The 20,295-nt window shown below is 33.6% G+C and carries 20 protein-coding genes; 18 read left to right on the top strand and 2 right to left on the bottom strand.

The features are described from left to right. The 18 genes from BW932_RS00965 to BW932_RS01050 all read left to right on the top strand — a co-directional run bounded on the left by BW932_RS00965 (position 1) and on the right by BW932_RS01050 (position 17,584). Positions 1 to 1,143 carry an N-acetyl sugar amidotransferase gene (locus tag BW932_RS00965; RefSeq protein WP_076384456.1) on the top strand — a complete coding sequence of 381 codons (1,143 nt, stop codon included), beginning with the start codon at positions 1 to 3 and terminating at the stop codon, positions 1,141 to 1,143. Beyond that, positions 1,140 to 1,754: an imidazole glycerol phosphate synthase subunit HisH gene (gene hisH / locus BW932_RS00970; RefSeq protein ID WP_076384458.1), complete on the top strand. Its 615-nt coding sequence runs from the start codon at positions 1,140 to 1,142 to the stop codon at positions 1,752 to 1,754. Before BW932_RS00965 ends, hisH begins: the two co-directional genes overlap by 4 nt. Before the next feature lie 2 nt (positions 1,755 to 1,756). Further along, complete coding sequence (locus tag BW932_RS00975) at positions 1,757 to 2,521, top strand: AglZ/HisF2 family acetamidino modification protein (RefSeq protein WP_076384460.1); 765 nt, start codon at positions 1,757 to 1,759, stop codon at positions 2,519 to 2,521. A 3-nt stretch (positions 2,522 to 2,524) separates the two neighbouring features. After that, the gene (asnB, locus tag BW932_RS00980) at positions 2,525 to 4,330 is read left to right on the top strand and encodes an asparagine synthase (glutamine-hydrolyzing) (RefSeq protein WP_076384462.1); all 1,806 of its coding nucleotides are present in this window, start codon (positions 2,525 to 2,527) and stop codon (positions 4,328 to 4,330) included. Positions 4,331 to 4,358: 28 nt separating this feature from the next. Continuing rightward, the gene (locus BW932_RS00985; RefSeq protein WP_076384464.1) at positions 4,359 to 5,393 is read left to right on the top strand and encodes a polysaccharide biosynthesis protein; all 1,035 of its coding nucleotides are present in this window, start codon (positions 4,359 to 4,361) and stop codon (positions 5,391 to 5,393) included. Between the two features lie 2 nt (positions 5,394 to 5,395). After that, positions 5,396 to 5,815, top strand: coding sequence for a WxcM-like domain-containing protein (locus BW932_RS00990; protein ID WP_076384466.1), 420 nt, complete (start codon positions 5,396 to 5,398; stop codon positions 5,813 to 5,815). Between the two features lie 3 nt (positions 5,816 to 5,818). Next, positions 5,819 to 6,937, top strand: a complete 1,119-nt coding sequence (locus BW932_RS00995; RefSeq protein ID WP_076384468.1) for a polysaccharide biosynthesis C-terminal domain-containing protein — start codon at positions 5,819 to 5,821, stop codon at positions 6,935 to 6,937. Then, on the top strand, positions 6,937 to 8,169 hold the full coding sequence (locus tag BW932_RS01000; protein WP_084566405.1) for an O-antigen ligase family protein: 1,233 nt from the start codon (positions 6,937 to 6,939) through the stop codon (positions 8,167 to 8,169). The genes BW932_RS00995 and BW932_RS01000 overlap by 1 nt, the downstream gene beginning before the upstream one ends. Next, positions 8,117 to 9,250, top strand: coding sequence for a non-hydrolyzing UDP-N-acetylglucosamine 2-epimerase (wecB, locus tag BW932_RS01005; protein WP_076384472.1), 1,134 nt, complete (start codon positions 8,117 to 8,119; stop codon positions 9,248 to 9,250). Before BW932_RS01000 ends, wecB begins: the two co-directional genes overlap by 53 nt. Beyond that, positions 9,250 to 10,467 carry a glycosyltransferase family 4 protein gene (locus tag BW932_RS01010; RefSeq protein ID WP_076384474.1) on the top strand — a complete coding sequence of 406 codons (1,218 nt, stop codon included), beginning with the start codon at positions 9,250 to 9,252 and terminating at the stop codon, positions 10,465 to 10,467. The genes wecB and BW932_RS01010 overlap by 1 nt, the downstream gene beginning before the upstream one ends. A gap of 71 nt (positions 10,468 to 10,538) precedes the next feature. After that, positions 10,539 to 11,435, top strand: coding sequence for an NAD-dependent epimerase/dehydratase family protein (locus tag BW932_RS01015; protein WP_076384476.1), 897 nt, complete (start codon positions 10,539 to 10,541; stop codon positions 11,433 to 11,435). Next, positions 11,435 to 12,421, top strand: coding sequence for an MraY family glycosyltransferase (locus tag BW932_RS01020; protein ID WP_076384478.1), 987 nt, complete (start codon positions 11,435 to 11,437; stop codon positions 12,419 to 12,421). Before BW932_RS01015 ends, BW932_RS01020 begins: the two co-directional genes overlap by 1 nt. 9 nt (positions 12,422 to 12,430) lie before the next feature. Further along, positions 12,431 to 12,976 (top strand): dTDP-4-dehydrorhamnose 3,5-epimerase, encoded by a 546-nt coding sequence (gene rfbC, locus BW932_RS01025; RefSeq protein ID WP_076384480.1) that lies wholly within the window; start codon positions 12,431 to 12,433, stop codon positions 12,974 to 12,976. 9 nt (positions 12,977 to 12,985) lie between these two features. Continuing rightward, positions 12,986 to 14,077, top strand: coding sequence for a dTDP-glucose 4,6-dehydratase (gene rfbB, locus BW932_RS01030; protein WP_076384482.1), 1,092 nt, complete (start codon positions 12,986 to 12,988; stop codon positions 14,075 to 14,077). A gap of 19 nt (positions 14,078 to 14,096) precedes the next feature. Next, a complete protein-coding gene (locus BW932_RS01035; protein WP_076384484.1) occupies positions 14,097 to 14,477 on the top strand; it encodes a GxxExxY protein in 381 nt (126 codons plus the stop codon). 50 nt (positions 14,478 to 14,527) lie between these two features. Continuing rightward, positions 14,528 to 15,385 carry a glucose-1-phosphate thymidylyltransferase RfbA gene (rfbA, locus tag BW932_RS01040; RefSeq protein ID WP_076384486.1) on the top strand — a complete coding sequence of 286 codons (858 nt, stop codon included), beginning with the start codon at positions 14,528 to 14,530 and terminating at the stop codon, positions 15,383 to 15,385. 175 nt (positions 15,386 to 15,560) lie between these two features. Beyond that, entirely contained in the window at positions 15,561 to 16,865 is a 1,305-nt protein-coding gene (gene rimO / locus BW932_RS01045) for a 30S ribosomal protein S12 methylthiotransferase RimO (RefSeq protein WP_076384488.1), read from the top strand. A 341-nt stretch (positions 16,866 to 17,206) separates the two neighbouring features. Next, a complete protein-coding gene (locus BW932_RS01050; RefSeq protein ID WP_076384490.1) occupies positions 17,207 to 17,584 on the top strand; it encodes a septal ring lytic transglycosylase RlpA family protein in 378 nt (125 codons plus the stop codon). A gap of 140 nt (positions 17,585 to 17,724) precedes the next feature. Here BW932_RS01050 and BW932_RS01055 read toward each other — a convergent pair whose 3' ends face one another. Together BW932_RS01055 and porX are read right to left on the bottom strand one after the other, a co-directional pair. Next, positions 17,725 to 18,486 carry an exodeoxyribonuclease III gene (locus BW932_RS01055; protein ID WP_076384492.1) on the bottom strand — a complete coding sequence of 254 codons (762 nt, stop codon included), beginning with the start codon at positions 18,484 to 18,486 and terminating at the stop codon, positions 17,725 to 17,727. Between the two features lie 246 nt (positions 18,487 to 18,732). After that, entirely contained in the window at positions 18,733 to 20,274 is a 1,542-nt protein-coding gene (gene porX, locus BW932_RS01060) for a T9SS response regulator signal transducer PorX (protein ID WP_076384494.1), read from the bottom strand. Positions 20,275 to 20,295: the final 21 nt, after the last annotated feature.

The raw sequence follows: 20,295 nt of genomic DNA on the forward strand, positions 1-20,295 counted from the left end.
ATGAATCAATCAGAATACAAAATCTGTACAAAAACCATCATGGATACCACGGATCCAGGAATAGTTTTCAATGAAAAAGGAGAAAGCGATTATTACATTAATTACAAAGAAAACATCTTGCCCAATTGGAATACAAAAGAAACTGGATACGATGAGTTAATGAAAATTGCTGAAAAAATTAAAAAAACATCAAAAAATAAAGATTTTGATTGTATAATAGGGTTAAGTGGAGGTTTAGATAGTTCTTATGCAGCCTACATTGCCAAGGAGATTATGGGTATTCGTCCTCTTATTTTTCATGTAGATGCTGGTTGGAACACAGACAAAGCAGTAGGAAACATAGAAAAACTAGTAAATGGATTAAATCTTGATCTCTATACTGAAGTTATCAATTGGGAAGAAATGAAAGATTTGCAAGTAGCTTTTCTAAAATCTCAAATTGCAGACCAAGATCTACCACAAGACTATGCTTTCTTTTCAGGGCTTTATAAATTTGCTAAAAAAAACAAAATAAATTATGTTTTAACAGGAGGGAATTATTCTACAGAATGTTGCAGAGAACCAGAAGAATGGGGCGGTTTTCCAGGTATAGATGTTACTTTGGTTAATGATATTCACAAAAAATTTGGTAAAAAACCTTTGAAAACTTTTCCATTGGTTGATATCCTATCTTACAAATTAGTGTACAAATATGTTTACGGAATGGAAGTTTTCAAACCATTAAATCTTGTACCTTACATAAAAGCTGATGCAGAAAAACTATTGATGGACAAATTTGGTTGGGAAGCATTTCAACATAAGCATCACGAATCTAGATTCACGAGATTTTATGAAGATTACTGGTTGCCCAGAAAATTTGGATATCAAAAAAGAAAAGCACATTTTTCTTCATTAATACTTACAGGACAAATGACTCGAGAAGAAGCATTAGAAAGAGTATCAAAACCAGAACTTTCTGAAGAATTTTTACAAAAAGAATTTGAATATGTAGCTAATAAATTGGATTTAACAAAAGACGAATTACAACAAATTTTTGAGGGTGAAAATAAAACATACAAAGATTACAAAAATAAAATGGGAATAATAAAACTAGGAGCTCAAGCAATGCAAAAACTAGGATTAGAAAAAAGATTGTTTAGATGATAACCATTATAGATTATGGCGTAGGAAATATCAATGCTTTTATTAATGTATATAAAAGAGTAGATGTACCAGTAAAAATCGCCAAAACCATATACGATTTAGAAGATGTACAAAAATTGATTCTACCAGGTGTAGGTCATTTCGATCATGCAATGAAACAACTTAACGATTCTGGAATGCGAGAAAAACTAGACGAACTTGTTTTAGAAAAAAATATTCCAGTTATTGGCATTTGTGTAGGTATGCAAATGATGGCAAATCATAGCGATGAAGGCAAATTGGAAGGATTAAAGTGGATAGATGCTTCAGTGAAAAAATTTGATGAATCGAAAATTAATCAAATCACAAGACTTCCACATATGGGATGGAATGATGTGAAACCAGTAAAAGATTTATCTCTTTTTGCAGGTTTAGAACAAGAAGCTATTTTCTATTTTCTTCATACATACTATTTTGAATGCAATAATTCTGAAGACATAATGGCAGTTTCAGATTATGGGATAAAATTTGCTTCTGCCGCACATCACGAAAATAAATATGGCATCCAATTTCATCCAGAAAAAAGCCATCATTATGGTGAAATTTTACTCCATAATTTTGCTAAAATTTAATTATGTTAAGACCAAGAATAATCCCCAGTCTACTTATACAAGATAAAGGTCTGGTAAAAACTATACAATTTAAAAATCCAAAATATGTTGGAGATCCTATAAATGCAGTAAAAATTTTTAATGAAAAAGAAGTAGATGAACTTAGCATTTTCGATATAGATGCTACAACACTTGGCTTGGAGCCAAATTATAGTTTAATAGAAAGAATAGCCAACCAATCTAGAATGCCACTTTGTTATGGTGGTGGCGTGAAAACTGTAGAACAAGCCCAAAAAATATTTGGTCTTGGTATAGAAAAAATTGCTTTAAGTTCTGCAGTATTGCAAAATCCAGACTTGATTACCCAAATAGCAAATAGAGTAGGAGGTCAAAGTGTTATAGTTGTATTAGATGTAAAGAAAAAATTATTTGGTGGGTATGAAGTTTATACACACAACGGAAAGAAAGGAACAGGAATCAATCCTTTTGATTTTGCTGAAAAAGCACAAAAACTTGGGGCAGGAGAAATAATTATTAATTCTATAGATCAAGATGGTGTAATGAAAGGTTACGACATGAATTTAATAGATAAAATAAGAGAAAAAATTTCATTGCCTTTAACGGTTCTAGGCGGAGCAGGATCTTTAGATGATGTAAAAAAAGTAATAGACAAGCATGAAATTATTGGTGTTGCAGCTGGTAGTTTGTTCGTTTTTAAAGGCGTTTACAAAGCAGTTCTCATTAATTATCCTACGAAATTGGAGAAAGAAAGTCTTATACAAAAGTAGAATATGTGTGGGATTGCAGGCATTATTTTAAAAAATCAGACAGAAGTTCAGCTAGAATCTCTGAAAAAAATGACGGATAAAATATCGCACAGAGGTCCAGATGCAGAAGGTTTTTTCATTAAAAACAATGTTGGTTTTGGCCATAGAAGATTATCCATTTTAGATGTAAGTGATGCTTCCAACCAGCCTTTTCATTATAAAACTAATGTACTTACTTTCAATGGCGCCATCTACAATTATTTAGAAATTAAAATTGAGTTAGAAACGGTTGGTTATCAATTCACCACTACTTCAGATACCGAAGTTTTACTAGCCGCGTATCATTATTGGGGTCAAGATTGCGTCCAAAAATTCAATGGTATGTGGTCGTTTGCGATTTTTGATGAAGAAAAAAATATAATTTTTTGTTCCAAAGATCGCTTTGGAGTGAAGCCATTTTATTATTACGCAGATGAAGAAAAGTTTGTTTTTGCCTCAGAAATAAAAGCCGTTCTGGAAATAAAAAAAGTAACTACGGTAAATACCCAAATTATCCTTCAGTTTATTGAAACTAATTTTACGGAACACAATAACGAAACATTTTTCGAAGGAATTTTTAAACTTCCCGGCTCACATAGTTTAGTTTATGATTTAAAAACAAATGTATTTCAGATTTATAAATATTATGAATTAGAATTTAATGCAGAGGTTTCTAAACTGAATTTACAAGATTCCATTAACCTTTTTGAAGAAAAATTTCAAGAATCGATAAAACTGAGGTTACGATCCGATGTGAAAATTGGTTCTGCATTAAGCGGAGGATTAGACAGTTCTTATATCGTTGCCATTTCTGCAAAACAATTTAAGGTTAAAAAAGATTTTAATGCAGTAACCGTTGGTTCACTTCATAAAGAAGAAGATGAAGGTGATAGAGCAAGAATTATTTCAGATTGCTTAGGAATAGAAAATAGTATCATCTATCCTGATAAAAATGAGTTTGAAAAATTAATACCACAGGTGATATACTCATTAGAAGAACCATTTGGAGGATTATCTGTTTATATGCAAACCTTTTTGATGAAACAGGCTCAAAAATTAGGAATAAAAGTTTTGTTAGATGGGCAAGGTGCCGATGAAGTCCTTTTAGGATACAGTAATTATACAGCTGCTTTCCTTAAAAACCATGGACTAAAAGATAATGTGAAATTTTTGTTGAATCTTCGTAGTCATTACGACATTTCTATATTTAAAGGATTGCTAATCTATCTCTATTATTCCAATTTCAATGTAAGAAAAACGTATCTTAAACTTCGTGGATTAGGTCTAAAATCAAAATATAAAAAATTAATAGAGTATAACCATATCCGAACATTGAATAATTCTTATAAAAACATATTCGAACTTCAAAAAAATGAAATATTTTGGGCTCAAATTCCTCAATTATTAAGATGGGAAGATATGAATTCAATGGCTTATGGTATTGAAACACGTTTGCCTTATTTAGATTATAAATTCGTAGAAACTTGCCTCTCTATCAATAATAATTTTAAGATTTTTACAGGCTGGTCCAAATATATTTTAAGAAAAAATCTGCAAAAACATATTCCTGATGAAATAGCTTGGAATAGAAAAAAAATTGGGTTTAATCCGCCTATAGAAGAATGGTGGCCTCGATCCGAAGAAATCACCAATACCATTAATAACTCTCAAATTATCAAAGAACTCTTTAAGGATAAATTTAATTATATTAATGACCGCGATTTTGAATGGAAATTATATAATATAGCCATTTGGGAAAAATTATATGACATGAAGATCTCACCAGAATAATATTTTAATCTCAATTTAATAAAAAGATATGCAAATAAATAACAAAATACTTCTAATCACTGGTGGAACCGGCTCTTTCGGAACTGCTGTTCTTAGAAAATTCATCCATACCGATCATTTCAAAGAAATCCGTATTTTTTCTCGCGATGAAAAAAAACAAGATGACATGCGAAACCAGTTTAAAAATGATAAACTGAAATTTTATATCGGTGATGTAAGAGATTTTAGCAGTGTTGATAAAGCGATGAAAGGTGTTGACTATGTTTTTCACGCAGCCGCTCTGAAACAAGTGCCATCTTGCGAATTTTTCCCGATGCAAGCTGTAAAAACCAATGTAGAAGGTACTCAGAATGTAATTGATGCCGCAGGAAAAAACAACGTGAAAAAAGTAATTTGTTTAAGCACCGATAAAGCCGCTTATCCAATCAACGCCATGGGAATTTCCAAAGCAATGATGGAAAAAGTTGCCGTCGCTGCATCCAGAAACCTCGATGAAACCGTAGTTTGTCTCACCCGTTATGGAAATGTGATGGCTTCCAGGGGTTCTGTGATTCCATTATTTGTAAAGCAAATTAAAAATGGAGAACCCATTACCATCACAGATCCCAATATGACGAGGTTTTTAATGTCTTTGGAAGAAGCGGTAGATTTGGTGCTATTCGCTTTTGAACACGGGAATCCAGGGGATTTATTTGTGAATAAAGCACCTGCAGGAACTATTGGCGATTTGGCGCAAGCATTAAAAGAAATGTTTAAAACCGATACAGAAATTAAAATTATAGGCACTCGACACGGCGAGAAATTGTATGAAACGCTCTGTACCAGAGAAGAAATGCAAAAAGCCGAAGATATGGGAGATTTTTACAGAATTCCTGCCGATAATAGAGATTTGAATTATGCTCAATATTTTTCAGAAGGAGCAGAAGATATTTCTAAAATTGAAGATTATCATTCCCACAATACCCAACAGCAAGGGGTGGAAGGGATGAAAGAACTTTTGCTGAAATTGCCTTTAATTAGAAAAGAAGTTTTAGGCGAAGATATTACTCAATATCCAGATTAATTTTGAAAAAACCAACGATTTTTACGGGCAAAACTCATCAGGACGAAAGAGGTAAACTTACGTTCAATAATGATTTTGATACCACAGAAATCAAAAGAATATATTTTATAGAAAATATTGATAATCAGTATATTAGAGCGTGGCAAGGTCATAAAGTTGAAGAACGTTGGTTTTCAGTTGTGAAAGGATCTTTTGAAATAAAATTAATAGAAATTAATGATTGGAATTCTCCGGATAAAGATTCAGAAGTTATTACTTATGACTTAAATGATGAAAATTTTAAGATTTTACACATTCCGGCAGGTTATATTTCTTCCATTCAAAGCAAAGAAGAAGTTTCAAAATTGATGGTGATGGCCAATTATGCTTTAGGAGAAATTGATGATGAATATCGTTTCCCATATAATTTTTTTACGAATTAAAACATGAAAAAAATAGGAATTACTGGCCAGGAAGGGTTTGTAGGAAAACATTTATATAATACTTTGAAACTCACGCCGGAAGCTTTTGAATTGGTTCCGTATGATATTTCTTTTTTCAGCGATGATGAAAAAATGAAAAATTTTGTTCAAAATTGCGATGTCATTGTTCATCTCGCTGCGATGAACCGTCATGACGATCCGCAAGTAATTTATGATACCAATATTGCTTTGGTGGATAAAATTATTTCCGCTTTGGAGGAAACGGGTTCTAAAGCGCACGTTTTATTTTCGTCCTCTTCTCAGGAAGAAAGAGATAATCTTTATGGAAAATCGAAGAAAGAAGGACGGGAAATGTTCATCAAATGGGCAGAAAAATCGGGTGGTAATTTTACGGGACTAATTATTCCCAACGTTTTCGGACCGTTTGGAAAACCTAATTACAACTCATTTATCGCTACTTTTTGTCATCAATTAACCCATGGCGAAACCCCAAAAATCGATAACGACGGCGTAGTTCATTTAATTTATGTAGGAGAACTGGTTCAGGAAATTATTGGGCAAATTAATCTTGGTGAAAGCAAAGCAGTTTATGAAGTTCCTTACACTTCAACCAATAAAGTTTCGGAAGTTTTAGCAAAACTCGAAAATTATAAAAATTTGTATTTTCATGGCAACGAAATCCCGGAATTGAAAACCGATTTCGATTATCATTTGTTCAATACATTCCGATGCTATTTTGACATACAAAATCATTATCCTATAAAATTCACGAAAAATACTGATCCTCGTGGCGCTTTTGTAGAAATTATTCGTTTAGGAATCGGCGGACAATGTTCTTTTTCGACCACTGTTCCTGGGATTACGAGAGGAAATCATTACCATACGCGAAAAATCGAAAGATTTGCGGTCATTAAAGGAAAAGCCTTAATTCAACTAAGAAAGATTGATACCGATGAAGTATTAGATTTTTATTTGGATGGCGAAGAACCCGCTTTTGTAGATATGCCAATTTGGTATACGCATAACATCAAAAATATAGGTGAAGAGGAGCTTTATACGATTTTTTGGATCAATGAACCTTATGATCCCGAAGATGCGGATACTTATTTTGAAGAAGTTTAATGATGGAAATATTGAAAAAATTGAATATTGAAGAATGGTTCATCCTATTAATTGTTGTAGGCTATACCGTTTTCAGTGCTTTTGCAATTCCTTTTCAAATAGAAAACAGCAGAATTTTTTCTGTTCCATTTAGAATTTTAATTTTTGGATTATCTGTTTTTATTATTTATAAAAATTTTTCTTCTGCAAAATTTAAAAATATTGCTGTTTTATCTCTTATCACTTTTTGGCTATTTTATTTTTTCAAAAGCTACCTCAGTTTTACAAATGATGTTTATAGTGAAATTTTTAAGCTTCAATTTTCAGAAATTTATAGCAGAATCATAATAATTGCAATGGTTCCTTCCCTTGCTTTACTATTCATTAATTATAAAAAAATAAATTTTGCTTTGGTTGCAAAAGCTTTTTTCTATGTGTTAATGGTGATGCTCATATTCAATCTAATCTATGCCGCTGTGATGCCTTATGGAATACAGATAAGGTATATATTTAGCATGTATTATATTTCTTATGGACATTTAGGAACTACTTTGGCTTTACTTTCAATATTTTTCCTGCTTTTCAAGCCCAAGGAAATTTCATCTTACTTCTTGTATTTTGGGCTTATTTTAGGCATCGTTACCATTTTGATTGGTGGCGCTAGAAGTCCTTTTCTAGCCATAATGGTAGTCATTCCATATTTATTAATTCTTAAAAAAAATTACAAACTGATCGCTTTGTTTTTAGTGCTTTTGCTGCTTTCTGTTGTTGTGATTTATATATTTGGTAAGAGTGATGATTATCATTTGATGTTTATTGATAGAACATATCTTTGGCTTTTTGAAGGTGATAATAGTTTAAGAACACCGCTTTTTAATAAAGGGATAGAAATTTTTAAAGCAAACCCTATTATTGGTGGTAGAACTCATTTCGAAGATGGAATGTACCCTCACAATATATTTTTAGAACTTTTGATGGCTACAGGTATTTTAGGATTAATTTTATACTTTCTAAAATTTATACCTGTTTTCAAAAACTTTAGATATTTTTTGTTTAAAAATAAAAATGCTTACCATATTTTATTTTTTACACTTTTTTTGCAATATTTTGTTTTAGTAATCACATCATTTACGCTTTATTCCGTGCCAGAATTTTTGTACTTTAGCAACATCATAATAGGTATTAGTATAAGCAACTCAAATGAAGAAAATGAAAGTAATGACGGTAGTAGGAACCCGTCCAGAAATTATTAGATTATCCCGTGTTTTAAATGCATTAGATCAATCTGAAGCCATTGAACATATCATCGTTCATACCGGGCAAAATTACGATTACGAACTCAATCAAATATTTTTCGAGGATCTCGGATTAAGAAAACCCGACTATTTTTTAGAAGCAGCCGGAAAAACTGCAACAGAAACTGTTGGCAATATTTTAATAAAGATCGATCCACTTTTAGAAGAATTGCAACCCGAAGCATTTTTGGTTTTAGGAGATACCAATTCTTGTCTTTGCGCCATTCCTGCGAAAAAAAGACAAATCCCGATTTTCCACATGGAAGCCGGAAACCGTTGTTTCGACCAAAGAGTTCCCGAAGAAACCAACCGAAAAATTGTAGATCATACTTCCGATGTCAATTTAACTTATAGCGATATTGCAAGAGAATATCTTTTGAGAGAAGGACTTCCTGCGGACAGAATCATTAAAACAGGTTCTCCCATGTTCGAAGTTTTAACTCATTATCTTCCAGAAATCGAAAAATCCGATGTTTTATCGAGACTTAATTTAGAAGAAGGGAAATATTTCGTGGTAAGTTCACACCGCGAAGAAAACATTAATTCTGAGAGAAATTTCAAAGGTTTAATCGAAAGTTTAAATCTAATCGCAGAAAAATTTGGTTATCCAATAATCGTTTCTACGCATCCGCGAACTCGAAATATGATCGATAAAATGAAAGTGGTGGTTCGCCCCGAAGTTCAGTTTTTGAAACCTCTAGGATTTCATGATTACAATGCGCTTCAAATGAGAAGTTATGCGGTTTTATCCGATTCAGGTACAATTTCTGAAGAATCATCAATCTTAAATTTCCGTGCTTTAAATATTAGAGATGCCCACGAAAGACCTGAAGCAATGGAAGAAGCAAGTGTAATGATGGTGGGAATGAACCCCGAAAGAATTATGCAAGGTTTAGTGCAATTGCAACAACAGGAAATAAGCACCGAGAGAAATTTTCGGCGCGTTGCAGATTATTCCATGCCGAATGTTTCCCAAAAAGTAGTGAGAATTATTTTGAGCTACACCGATTACGTAAACAGAGTAGTTTGGAGTAAATAATGAAAATTTTAATTGTCACTCAATATTATTTTCCCGAAAGTTTTAAGAGTAATGATCTCTCTTTTGAATTACAAAAGAGAGGTCATGAGGTAACTGTTCTTACCGGTCTGCCTAATTACCCGGAAGGGAAAATGTATGATGGTTACGGAGTTTTCAAAAATAGAAAGCAAGAAATTAATGGGGTTAAAGTAATTCGCTCACTCCTTCTTTTACGTGGAAAAGGCGGCGGAATTCGGTTGTTTCTCAATTATTTCAGTTTCGCTTTTTTTGCATCTATCAAAGCTTTTTTCTTGAATTTTGGCAATAAATATGATGCAGTAATTGTTCACGAACCTTCGCCAATCACGCAGTTTTATCCCGCACTTCTCCTGAAAAAATTGCAAAATGCTCCCGTATATTTTTGGGTGATGGATCTGTGGCCTGAAAGTTTAGAAATTGCGGGTGGCGTTAAAAATAAATTTATTTTGAATTTCTTTAAGAAAATGGTCATCACTTTCTATAAAAATTCAGAAAAAATCTTGATCACGTCCAAAGGATTTAAAAATTCAATTGTAGAAAAAGGTGATTTCGAAAATAAATTGGAATATTTTCCAAATTGGGCAGAAGATTCAATTTCAGAAGGTGATCAAAATTTCCCCGTACCAGATTTACCAGTAGGTTTCAAAGTAATGTTTGCCGGAAATGTAGGTAAAGCCCAAGATATGGAATCCATTATGAATTCGGCTTTAGCGCTAAAAGATCATTCAGAAATTAAATTCATTATTGTGGGTGATGGTCGCAAAATGCCTTTCGTTCAGGATTTTATTGAGAAAAATAATTTGCAAAAAACAGTCTTTACCGTTGGGCGATTTCCGGTAGAAGCAATGGCAAGTTTTTTTGCAAAAGCCGATGTCATGTTGGTGAGTTTAAAAGATGATAAAATTTTTAATTTGACGGTTCCTGCCAAAGTTCAGGCATATATGAGTGCTTCGAAACCCATCGTTGCAATGCTTAATGGGGAAGGTGCAGAAATTATAGAAGAAGCTAAATGTGGACTTGCCGCTCCTGCTGGAGATTCAAATAAATTAGCAGAAACAATTCTGAAAATGGCAAGCCTACCAAAAGAAGAATTGTTGCAAATGGGCGAAAATAGTAGAAATTTCTTTCAGGCCAATTATCAACTTTCTACCTGCATTGATAATCTGGAAAGAATTTTAAATCTAAAATCGCATAAGTAAAATTTAGAAAATTTTTTTTAAAAAAAATATATCGTTTTGATTTCATTTAAAAACGATTAAACCAAACACATATGATAATCACCATCACAGGAATTTCGGGTTTCGTAGGTCAAAATCTTTCAAAATATTTGAGGGATCAAGGTCATTTTCTGAATGGTTTATCGCTTCGAAATGAAAATTGGAGTTTAGATAAAAGTTCAGAAGCGATCATTCATTTAGCAGGAAAAGCTCATGATACCAGTAATACTTCGGATTCAGAATCTTATTTTAAGGTAAATAGAGATTTGACGATCAGTCTTTTTGATCAGTTTCTGAACTCAGATATCAAAGATTTTTTCTATTTCAGTTCAGTAAAAGCTGTTGCAGATACGATCGATGGAATCTTAGAGGAGAATTTTGCGGGAAATCCTCAAACTCCTTATGGTCAATCAAAATTTGAAGCAGAAAATTATTTGTTCCAACAAAATTTACCGGCTGGAAAAAGACTTTTTATAATCCGACCTTGCATGATTCACGGTCCAGGAAATAAAGGAAATCTCAATTTATTATACAAAGTTGTTGAGAAAGGAATTCCGTGGCCATTAGCTTCTTTTCAAAATCATCGTTCTTTTCTAAGTATTGATAATTTGAATTTTTTAATTTTAAAAATGCTTTTGAATAAAGAAATAGCGACCGGAGTTTATAATTTTGCAGATGACCAAGCGCTGTCAACCAATGAATTGGTTAGGATTATTGCAAATGTATCGGGTAAAAAAGAAAAATTGTGGAAATTGAACGCTCAATTAATTTCTGGTATTGCAAAAATTGGTGATTTTACAAAATTGCCACTCAATTCCGAAAGATTAAAGAAATTGACGGAAAGTTACGTAGTATCAAACACAAAAGTAAAAAACGCATTAAAGATTTCTTCGCTTCCTGTTTCTGCGGAAGAAGGTCTGAAAAAAACCATCAAAAGCTTTCAAAAATAATGGAGTATATCATCATTACCATCGCCTTTTTTATTTTGATGTTGGTCTATTTCAAAATTGCCGATAAGTACAATATTATTGATAAACCCAATCACAGAAGCGCACACACCGAAATAACTCTTCGTGGTGGTGGAATTATTTTTCCGGTTGCGTATCTCTTTTTCATAGTGTTTCAATTTTTCTTTAATGGCGATATTTTCAAAACTTCATCAGCTCCTAATTACTTGATTTTTGGTTTGGGATTGTTGTTGATTTGTGGCATCAGTTTCATCGATGATATTATAGATTTATCAAGTAAAATACGCTTGATTTTTCATTTTGTAGCCGTAACGCTGCTTCTGTATTTCATCAATGCTTTTCAGTTACTCCCTTTTTGGGCGATTCCAATTTGCTACATCTTAATCATAGGAATTCTCAACGCTTACAATTTTATGGATGGTATCAATGGAATGTCTGGAATTTACAGTTTGGTAGTTTTAGGTTCACTGTGGTATGTCAATCAATTTATAATTCAGTTTGTTGATCATGATTTCATTATCTATCCGGTAATTGCATGTTTCGTCTTCCTCTTTTTTAATTTCCGGAAAAAGGCAAAATGCTTTCTGGGTGATATCGGAAGCATGGGAATTGCTTTTTGGATTATTGCACTTTCCGCCCTCCTCATCATTAAAACCGAACAATTCAAATGGTTTTTATTTCTTGCCGTTTATGGTATAGAAACAATTTTAACCATCATCGAGCGTTTGAAACTGAAAGAAAATATCTTTGATGCGCATCGCCGTCATTTATATCAATTGTTCGCAAATGAGAAAAAAGTTTCGCATCTTCTGGTGAGTTCATCCTATGCCGCTATTCAGTTATTGATCAATGTGATCCTAATCTCCGTCGACTGGCCGGATTGGGTATGCTTTGTGGTGATTTTGCTGCCAGGAATTTTATGCTATATATTCTTAAAAACACAAATAAAAACACAAATTTCTAAATAAATTAATCTGATGAAAATTAAAGAAACACCCCTGAAAGACTGTTACATCATCGAACCAACCGTGTTTGAAGACGATCGCGGTTATTTTTATGAAAAATTTAATGAGAAAAAATTTGAAGAACTAACTGGTTTGAACGGTCATTTCGTACAAGACAATATTTCAAAATCTTCTTATGGTGTTTTGCGCGGCGTTCATTTACAGAAAGGAGAACATGCGCAAGCGAAATTAGTTTCCTGTCTTGAAGGCAAAGTTTGGGATGTTGCGGTAGATTTGCGCAAAGATTCACCCACCTTTGGAAAATGGTTTGGTGTAGAATTAACCCCTGAAAATAAATTGCAATTGTATGTTCCTCGCGGATTCGGTCACGGATTTTCAGTCTTAAGCGATACTGCGATTTTTGCCTATAAATGTGATAATTTCTATGAAAAAGATGCTGAAGGAAGCGTTATTTGGAATGACGAAGAACTGAATATCGACTGGAAACTTCCCAAAGAGGTCATTCAGCTTTCAGATAAAGACCAACATTTACCCCTGTTCAAAGAGAACAATTTTTAAAAAGCAATTATGAAAAACATCATCATTACCGGTGGAGCTGGTTTTATTGGTTCTCACGTTGTACGTGAATTTGTGAAAAATAATCCAAATAGTAAAATAATCAATCTTGATGCTTTAACCTACGCCGGAAATCTCGAAAATTTGAAAGACATCGAAAACGAACCTAATTACGTTTTCGAAAAAGCAGATATTACAAAAGTGGAGGAACTTCGAAAAGTTTTCGAAAAATATCATCCCGATGCTATTATCCATTTAGCCGCAGAAAGTCATGTCGATAGAAGCATCACCGATCCAAATGCCTTCATCAATACGAATGTAAATGGAACCGCAAATCTTTTAAATTTAGCCAAAGAATTCTGGACCTTAAATCCCGATCATCAACACGGAAACTTCCCGAATGAAACCAGAAAAAACTTATTCTACCACGTTTCTACGGATGAGGTTTACGGAAGTTTAGGAGAAACCGGACTTTTTACCGAGGAAACTTCTTACGATCCAAAATCTCCATATTCTGCGAGCAAAGCTGCTTCCGATCACTTGGTTCGTGCGTACGGAAATACCTACGGAATGCCTTTTATCATTAGCAATTGTTCCAATAATTACGGTCCTAATCATTTCCCGGAGAAATTAATTCCGCTTTGTATTTCAAATATTTTAAATGGAAAACCGCTTCCTATTTATGGCGATGGAAAATATACAAGAGATTGGTTGTATGTAATCGATCATGCAAAAGCTATTCATCAAATTTTTCACGAAGCAAAAACCGGTGAAACCTACAATATTGGTGGTTTCAACGAATGGCAAAACATTGATTTGGTGAAAGAACTCATTAAGCAAATGGATCAAAAATTGGGAAATCCAGAAGGTCACTCAGAAAAATTGATTACCTACGTGAAAGACCGACCAGGACACGATCTTCGTTATGCTATTGATGCCACAAAATTAAATAAAGAACTGGGTTGGAAGCCTTCCGTAACTTTCGAACAAGGTCTAGGAAAAACAATCGACTGGTTTTTGGAGAATAAAGAATGGCTGGATCATGTAACGAGCGGAGACTATCAGAAATATTATGCTTCGCAATATACGAATGCCTCGAATTAAACCCGAATTTCACTAATTGATGGAAGAGAAAATCATATACAAGGACGAAAGTTTCAAGATTATCGGAATTTGTATGAACATTCATTCAATTATGGGACACGGTTTTTTGGAAGCGGTTTATGCAGAAGTTTTAGAAAAGGAATTCATTAAAAATAATATCCCGTATCAAAGAGAAGTAAGGTTAGATTTATTTTTCAATGGGGAGAAATTAGATAAGAAGTATAAAGCAGATTTTGTTTGTTTCGGCCATATTATATTAGAAATAAAATCCGTCTCTTTTTTGCATGAGAGTTTTACGAGACAAACATTAAACTACTTAAAAGCAACCAACAAAAAATTAGGATTACTCATCAATTTTGGTGAAAAATCTTTAAGATATAAACGCATTATCAATTTATAACCAAACGAAAATTCGTATAATTCGAAAAAATTCGTGTAAATAGAATTAAAATGAAGGGAATAATTTTAGCAGGCGGTTCCGGAACCAGACTTTATCCACTTACCATTGCCGTGAGCAAGCAATTGATGCCGGTTTATGACAAGCCGATGATTTATTATCCGCTTTCTACCTTGCTTTTAGCCGGGATTAAAGAGATTTTGATCATTTCCACTCCTCATGATATTGGTGGTTTCGAAAAATTATTAGGTGATGGTTCATCTATCGGGTGTAAAATCGAATATAAAATTCAACCAAGTCCGGATGGTTTAGCGCAGGCTTTTATTTTGGGTGAAGAATTTATTGGAGACGATTCAGTGGCTTTGGTTTTGGGTGATAATATTTTTTATGGTGCAGGATTACCAGAACTTTTATCCAGCAAAACCAATGTGAAAGGAGGTTGCGTCTTTGCTTATCAAGTTTCCGATCCCGAAAGATATGGAGTAGTAGAATTTGATGAGAACCAAAAAGCCGTTTCCATTGAAGAAAAACCAGACGAGCCAAAATCTAATTTTGCTGTTCCAGGTTTGTATTTTTATGATAATTCGGTCGTTGAATATGCTAAAAATCTGAAACCTTCACCTCGAGGAGAGTTAGAAATTACCGATATCAATAAAATTTATCTGGAAAAAGGCGAATTAGAAGTGGGTGTAATGTCGCGCGGAACAGCTTGGCTCGATACCGGAACTTTCGATTCTTTGCACGATGCATCAGAATTCGTAAAAGTTTTGGAAAAAAGACAAGGCTTCAAAATTTCTTGTATTGAAGAAATAGCCTATGTCAAAGGGTTTATTAATAAAGAAGAACTTCTGGAATCTGCAAAAAAATATGGAAAAAGTGGTTACGGCGATTATCTGAAAAGACTTGTTTAACTATTGATTTAAAAAAAATATCCTTTTATATATTACAAAACCCTTGCAGCGATCCGGTCGCGACAAGGGTTTTTGCTTTTGTTAATGCAGTTTTTCTCCAATGATTCTTATCAAAGTTTTTATTAGTAAATTTGCAACCTGAAATTTATCATTCACCAACTATCAATACTAATTTATGAGAACCAAATCCGTAGGAAAAAAGAAAATCAATATCGTCACTTTAGGGTGTTCCAAAAATGTGTACGATTCTGAAGTCTTAATGGGACAGCTAAAAGCCAACGGAAAAGAAGTGGTACACGAAGACCGTGGAGATATTGTGGTCATCAATACTTGCGGATTTATCGATAATGCGAAAGAAGAAAGCATCAATACTATTTTGGATTTTGTTGAGGCTAAAAATCGCGGTGAAGTAGAAAAAGTTTTTGTAACTGGTTGTCTTTCTGAAAGATATAAACCGGATTTGTTGCGTGAAATTCCAGATGTTGATCAGTATTTCGGAACGCGCGATCTTCCTTTATTATTGAAACATTTAGGTGCAGATTATAAGCACGAATTGGTGGGTGAAAGACTGCTTACAACGCCAAAACATTACGCATATTTGAAAATTGCAGAAGGGTGCGATCGACCGTGTTCCTTCTGTGCAATTCCTTTAATGAGAGGTGGAAATATTTCTACACCCATCGAAAATCTTGTCATTGAAGCACAGAAATTAGCGAAAAATGGAGTGAAAGAACTCATTTTAATTGCACAGGATCTTACTTATTATGGTTTAGATCTTTATAAAAGACGCGCTTTAGGTGATTTGCTTTTGCGTTTGGTAGAAGTTGAAGGAATTGAATGGATTCGCTTGCATTACGCTTTCCCGACAGGTTTTCCAGAAGATGTTTTAGAAATCATCAAAAACGAACCCAAAGTTTGCAACTATATCGATATTCCTTTACAGCACATCAATTCTGATTTGTTGAAAGCTATGAAACGAGGAACTACTCATGAAAAAACGGATGCTCTTTTAGCGAAATTCCGCGAGAAAGTTCCAGATATGGCGATCCGAACGACATTAATTGTTGGTTTTCCGGGCGAAACCGAAGAAAGATTTCAGGAAATGAAAGAATGGGTGCGTGAACAAAGATTCGATCGTTTAGGTTGCTTTACCTATTCTCACGAAGAAAATACGACCGCTTATGTTTTAGAAGATGATGTGCCTCAAGAAGTGAAAGAGGCGAGAGTTGAAGAAATCATGGAATTGCAATCTCAGATTTCCTGGGAAAAGAATCAGGAAAAAATAGGAAAAGTCTTTCGTTGTATTTTCGATCGAAAAGAAGGAAATTACTTCGTTGGAAGAACTGAATTTGATTCACCTGATGTTGACAATACGGTTTTAGTTTCAGCCGAGAACGTTTACTTATCGATTGGCGAATTCGCAGATATTAAAATTACTTCCGCTGAAGAATTTGATCTATACGGCGAACTTGCTGACTGAAAAATTTAAATAAAGGCTCATATTTGATTGCTGATCAATAGAATTTAAGAACAAAAACTTCCAATGGTATTGGAGGTTTTTTTATTGCTCTAATGATTGATTATCAGTATGTTTTGCTTTAAATTGTGACGGTATTATGCAATGATTTGTTAATTTAATTAACATCTGATCTATAATTTTAACACAATTTAAGAACCTTTGTGAAGTCCTATGATAACGGAATGTACAAAGAGTCTTAACAAAATATTAACAATTCATTAAGACAGTTTAACGAAGTGAATGTTGCAAGTGACGATTATGGAATAAATTTGCAGAGTCAAAACCAATTAAAATAATTCAAAATGATGAAAAGTGGAATACTCCTAATCATAATGATGATTTCAACACTCGGTTTATATTCGTTTAACAAGTATAATGCCGAAGATGCTAAAACTAGTTTTGCATCGTTCTACCACGATAAGTTTAATGGTAGAAAAACAGCAAGCGGAGAAATTTTCAGTAACGAGAAATTAACCGCAGCGAACAGAACGCTTCCTTTCGGCACGATGCTAAAGGTAACCAATTTGAGATCAGGAAAAAGTGTAATAGTAGAAGTTAATGACCGCGGTCCTTTTCACTCGTCCAGAGCACTCGATCTTTCTAAGGCAGCGTACAAGTCTATCGGGGATACCAGAATAGGAACAATGCCCGTTGAATATGAAATTATCGATAACGATTAACGTTACGTTTTAAAAAACAAAAAAGCCGATTCTAAAAGAGAGTCGGCTTTTTTTGTGCGCTACTTATTTGCAAAAATTGCAAGATTTAAATTGAAGATTTATTTTCAAACACCAAACACCAAACATCAAACACCAAACATCTAAAAAAGCTCCACCAAAACTGGACAATGATCTGAATGCACCGCTTCTTTCAAGATGACCGCTCTCGAAAGCTTTTCTTTTAACGAATCAGAAACGAAGTTGTAATCCAATCTCCAACCTTTGTTATTGGCTCTTGCATTTTGTCGGTAACTCCACCACGAGTAATGATTTGGTTCTGAGTTAAAATGTCTGAAACTGTCAATCAATTCGCATTCTTCCATAAATTTGGTCATCCATTCTCTTTCCATCGGTAGAAAGCCAGAAGTGTTGGCTAAACCTTTCGGATTGTGAATGTCTATCGCTTCATGGCAAATATTGAAATCACCGCAAATAACCAGATTAGGAATGGTTTTTTTGAGTTCTTTAATGTAGTCCAGGAAATCATAGCAGAATTTCATTTTAAAATCGAGCCTATCAATATTGGAAGCAGACGGAACATACACTGAAATTACCGAGAAATCCTCGAAATCTGCGCGCATAATTCGTCCTTCACTGTCGTAATGTTCAATTCCGCAACCGTACTCAATATGATGAGGTTTTATTTTAGATGCGATTCCAACGCCAGAATATCCTTTTTTCTGCGCGGAATGCCAAAAACTGTGATAGCCGCTTTTTTCCAGACTTTCGATGTCGATCTGATCGTTCCCGGCTTTGCTTTCCTGAATACAGATCATATCAGGATCGGCAACTTTCAGCCAACCCAAGAAGTCTTTCGTAAAGGCAGCTCGAATTCCATTGACATTATAACTTATAATTCTCATTAAATTAAATTTCCTCAAAAATACTAAATCAATGAAACTAAGAATGGATTTATATCAAAAACTTATTTTTTATCTAATGAAAATATTTTTTTTATTGAAGCTCATAAGGAATAGATTTTTCGAGATGAAATTGTTGGTGAATGATTCAATTTAATCAAGCAGCATATTTTGAAAATAAAAAAGGCGGTAAAAATCTTAAATTTTTACCGCCCAAAATGAACCCAAATAAAATAAACTATGAAAAAACTATTTGGGTTCTAAAACACAAATGGGTATGATGACTTCTTCTAAAGAAATCCCGCCATGTTGGTAGGTTTCTTTGTAATAATTTACAAAATGATTGTAATTTTTCGGATAAGCCAAGAAAATGTTATTCTTCGCGAAAATATATTTTGAACTTAAATTTCCTTTTGGCAAAAACAATTTTTCTGGGTTTGAAACGGCCCAAACATCGCTTTTTTCGTAGGTTAAACTTCGTCCGGTTTTATAGCGAATATTCGTTGAGGTTTCTCGATCTCCTACAACCTTACTTGGTTTTTTCACGTAAATTGTTCCATGATCGGTCGTCAAAACGAGCTTAAAACCATTTTCCGCAGCTTGTTTAATGATTTTTAATAAAGAAGAATTTTCAAACCAATTGTATGTTAATGATCTGAACGTTTTATCGTCTCTAATCAATTGGTTTACAATCACATTGTCGGTTTTCGCATGAGACAAAATATCGATGAAATTGTAAACAATCACCAGTAAATCGTTGTTTTTGTGTTGGTTGAAATCCTCTAAAATTTTACGCTCAAAATCTGAATTCAGAACTTTCAGGTATTTCATGCTTTTTCCCGACAAACCGAGTCGTTTCATTTGATCTTCTAAAAAATCGCGTTCGTGCTCGTTTTTATTTCCTTCTTCGTTATCATTAAACCAATGATCCGGGAATCTTTTTTCGATTTCCGAAGGCATTAAACCTGCAAAAAAAGCATTTCTAGCATATTGCGTTGCTGTAGGTAAAATGCTGTAATAATAATCTTCAGAGGTTTTATTGTAAAATTTAGTAAAAAGAGGCTCGATCACTTTCCATTGATCGTACCGAAGATTATCAATCATCAAAAGCAAAACTTTTTCTTTTTCAACTTCTGGCTTTACTTTATCTTTAAACAAAGTGTGGCTCATCATCGGTTTATCCGAACTGTTCAACCAATCTTCATAATTGTTTTCAATGAATTTAGAGAATTGAATGTTGGCTTCTTCTTTTTGAGATTGCAACAATTCTGAAAATTCGCTGTCGAACACTTTATCAAATTTGATCTCCCAATTCAGGATTTTTTTATAATATTCTGCCCAATCTTGGAAGCTTCTCAGGTAAGAAAGTTCAATCGAAAGATTCCGAAATTCCTGTTGATATTCCAAAATCGTTTTCTGCTCTACCAAAGTTTCTTCTTGAAGATTTTTCTTCAGCGAGAGTAAAATCTGATTCGGATTTACAGGTTTTAAAATATAATCTGCGATTTGCGAACCGATGGCTTGCTCCATAATCAGTTCTTCTTCGTTCTTGGTAACCATCACGATTTTTATGGCAGAATCTATATTTTTGATCAAAGGAATTGCTTCCAGACCAGAAATTCCAGGCATATTCTCATCAAGCAAAGCCAAAACGAAATTTTCCTTTTCTATCATTTCTAAGGCTTCATTCACGTTATTCACGGGAGAAACTTGGTAACCTTTATTTTCTAAAAACACAATATGAGGTTTTAGTAAATCTACTTCATCATCAATCCAAATCAATTTTGCCATATAAAAATTATAATTTTTAAT

The sequence above is a fragment of the Kaistella chaponensis genome (genome assembly GCF_900156725.1).
Classification (GTDB): domain Bacteria; phylum Bacteroidota; class Bacteroidia; order Flavobacteriales; family Weeksellaceae; genus Kaistella; species Kaistella chaponensis.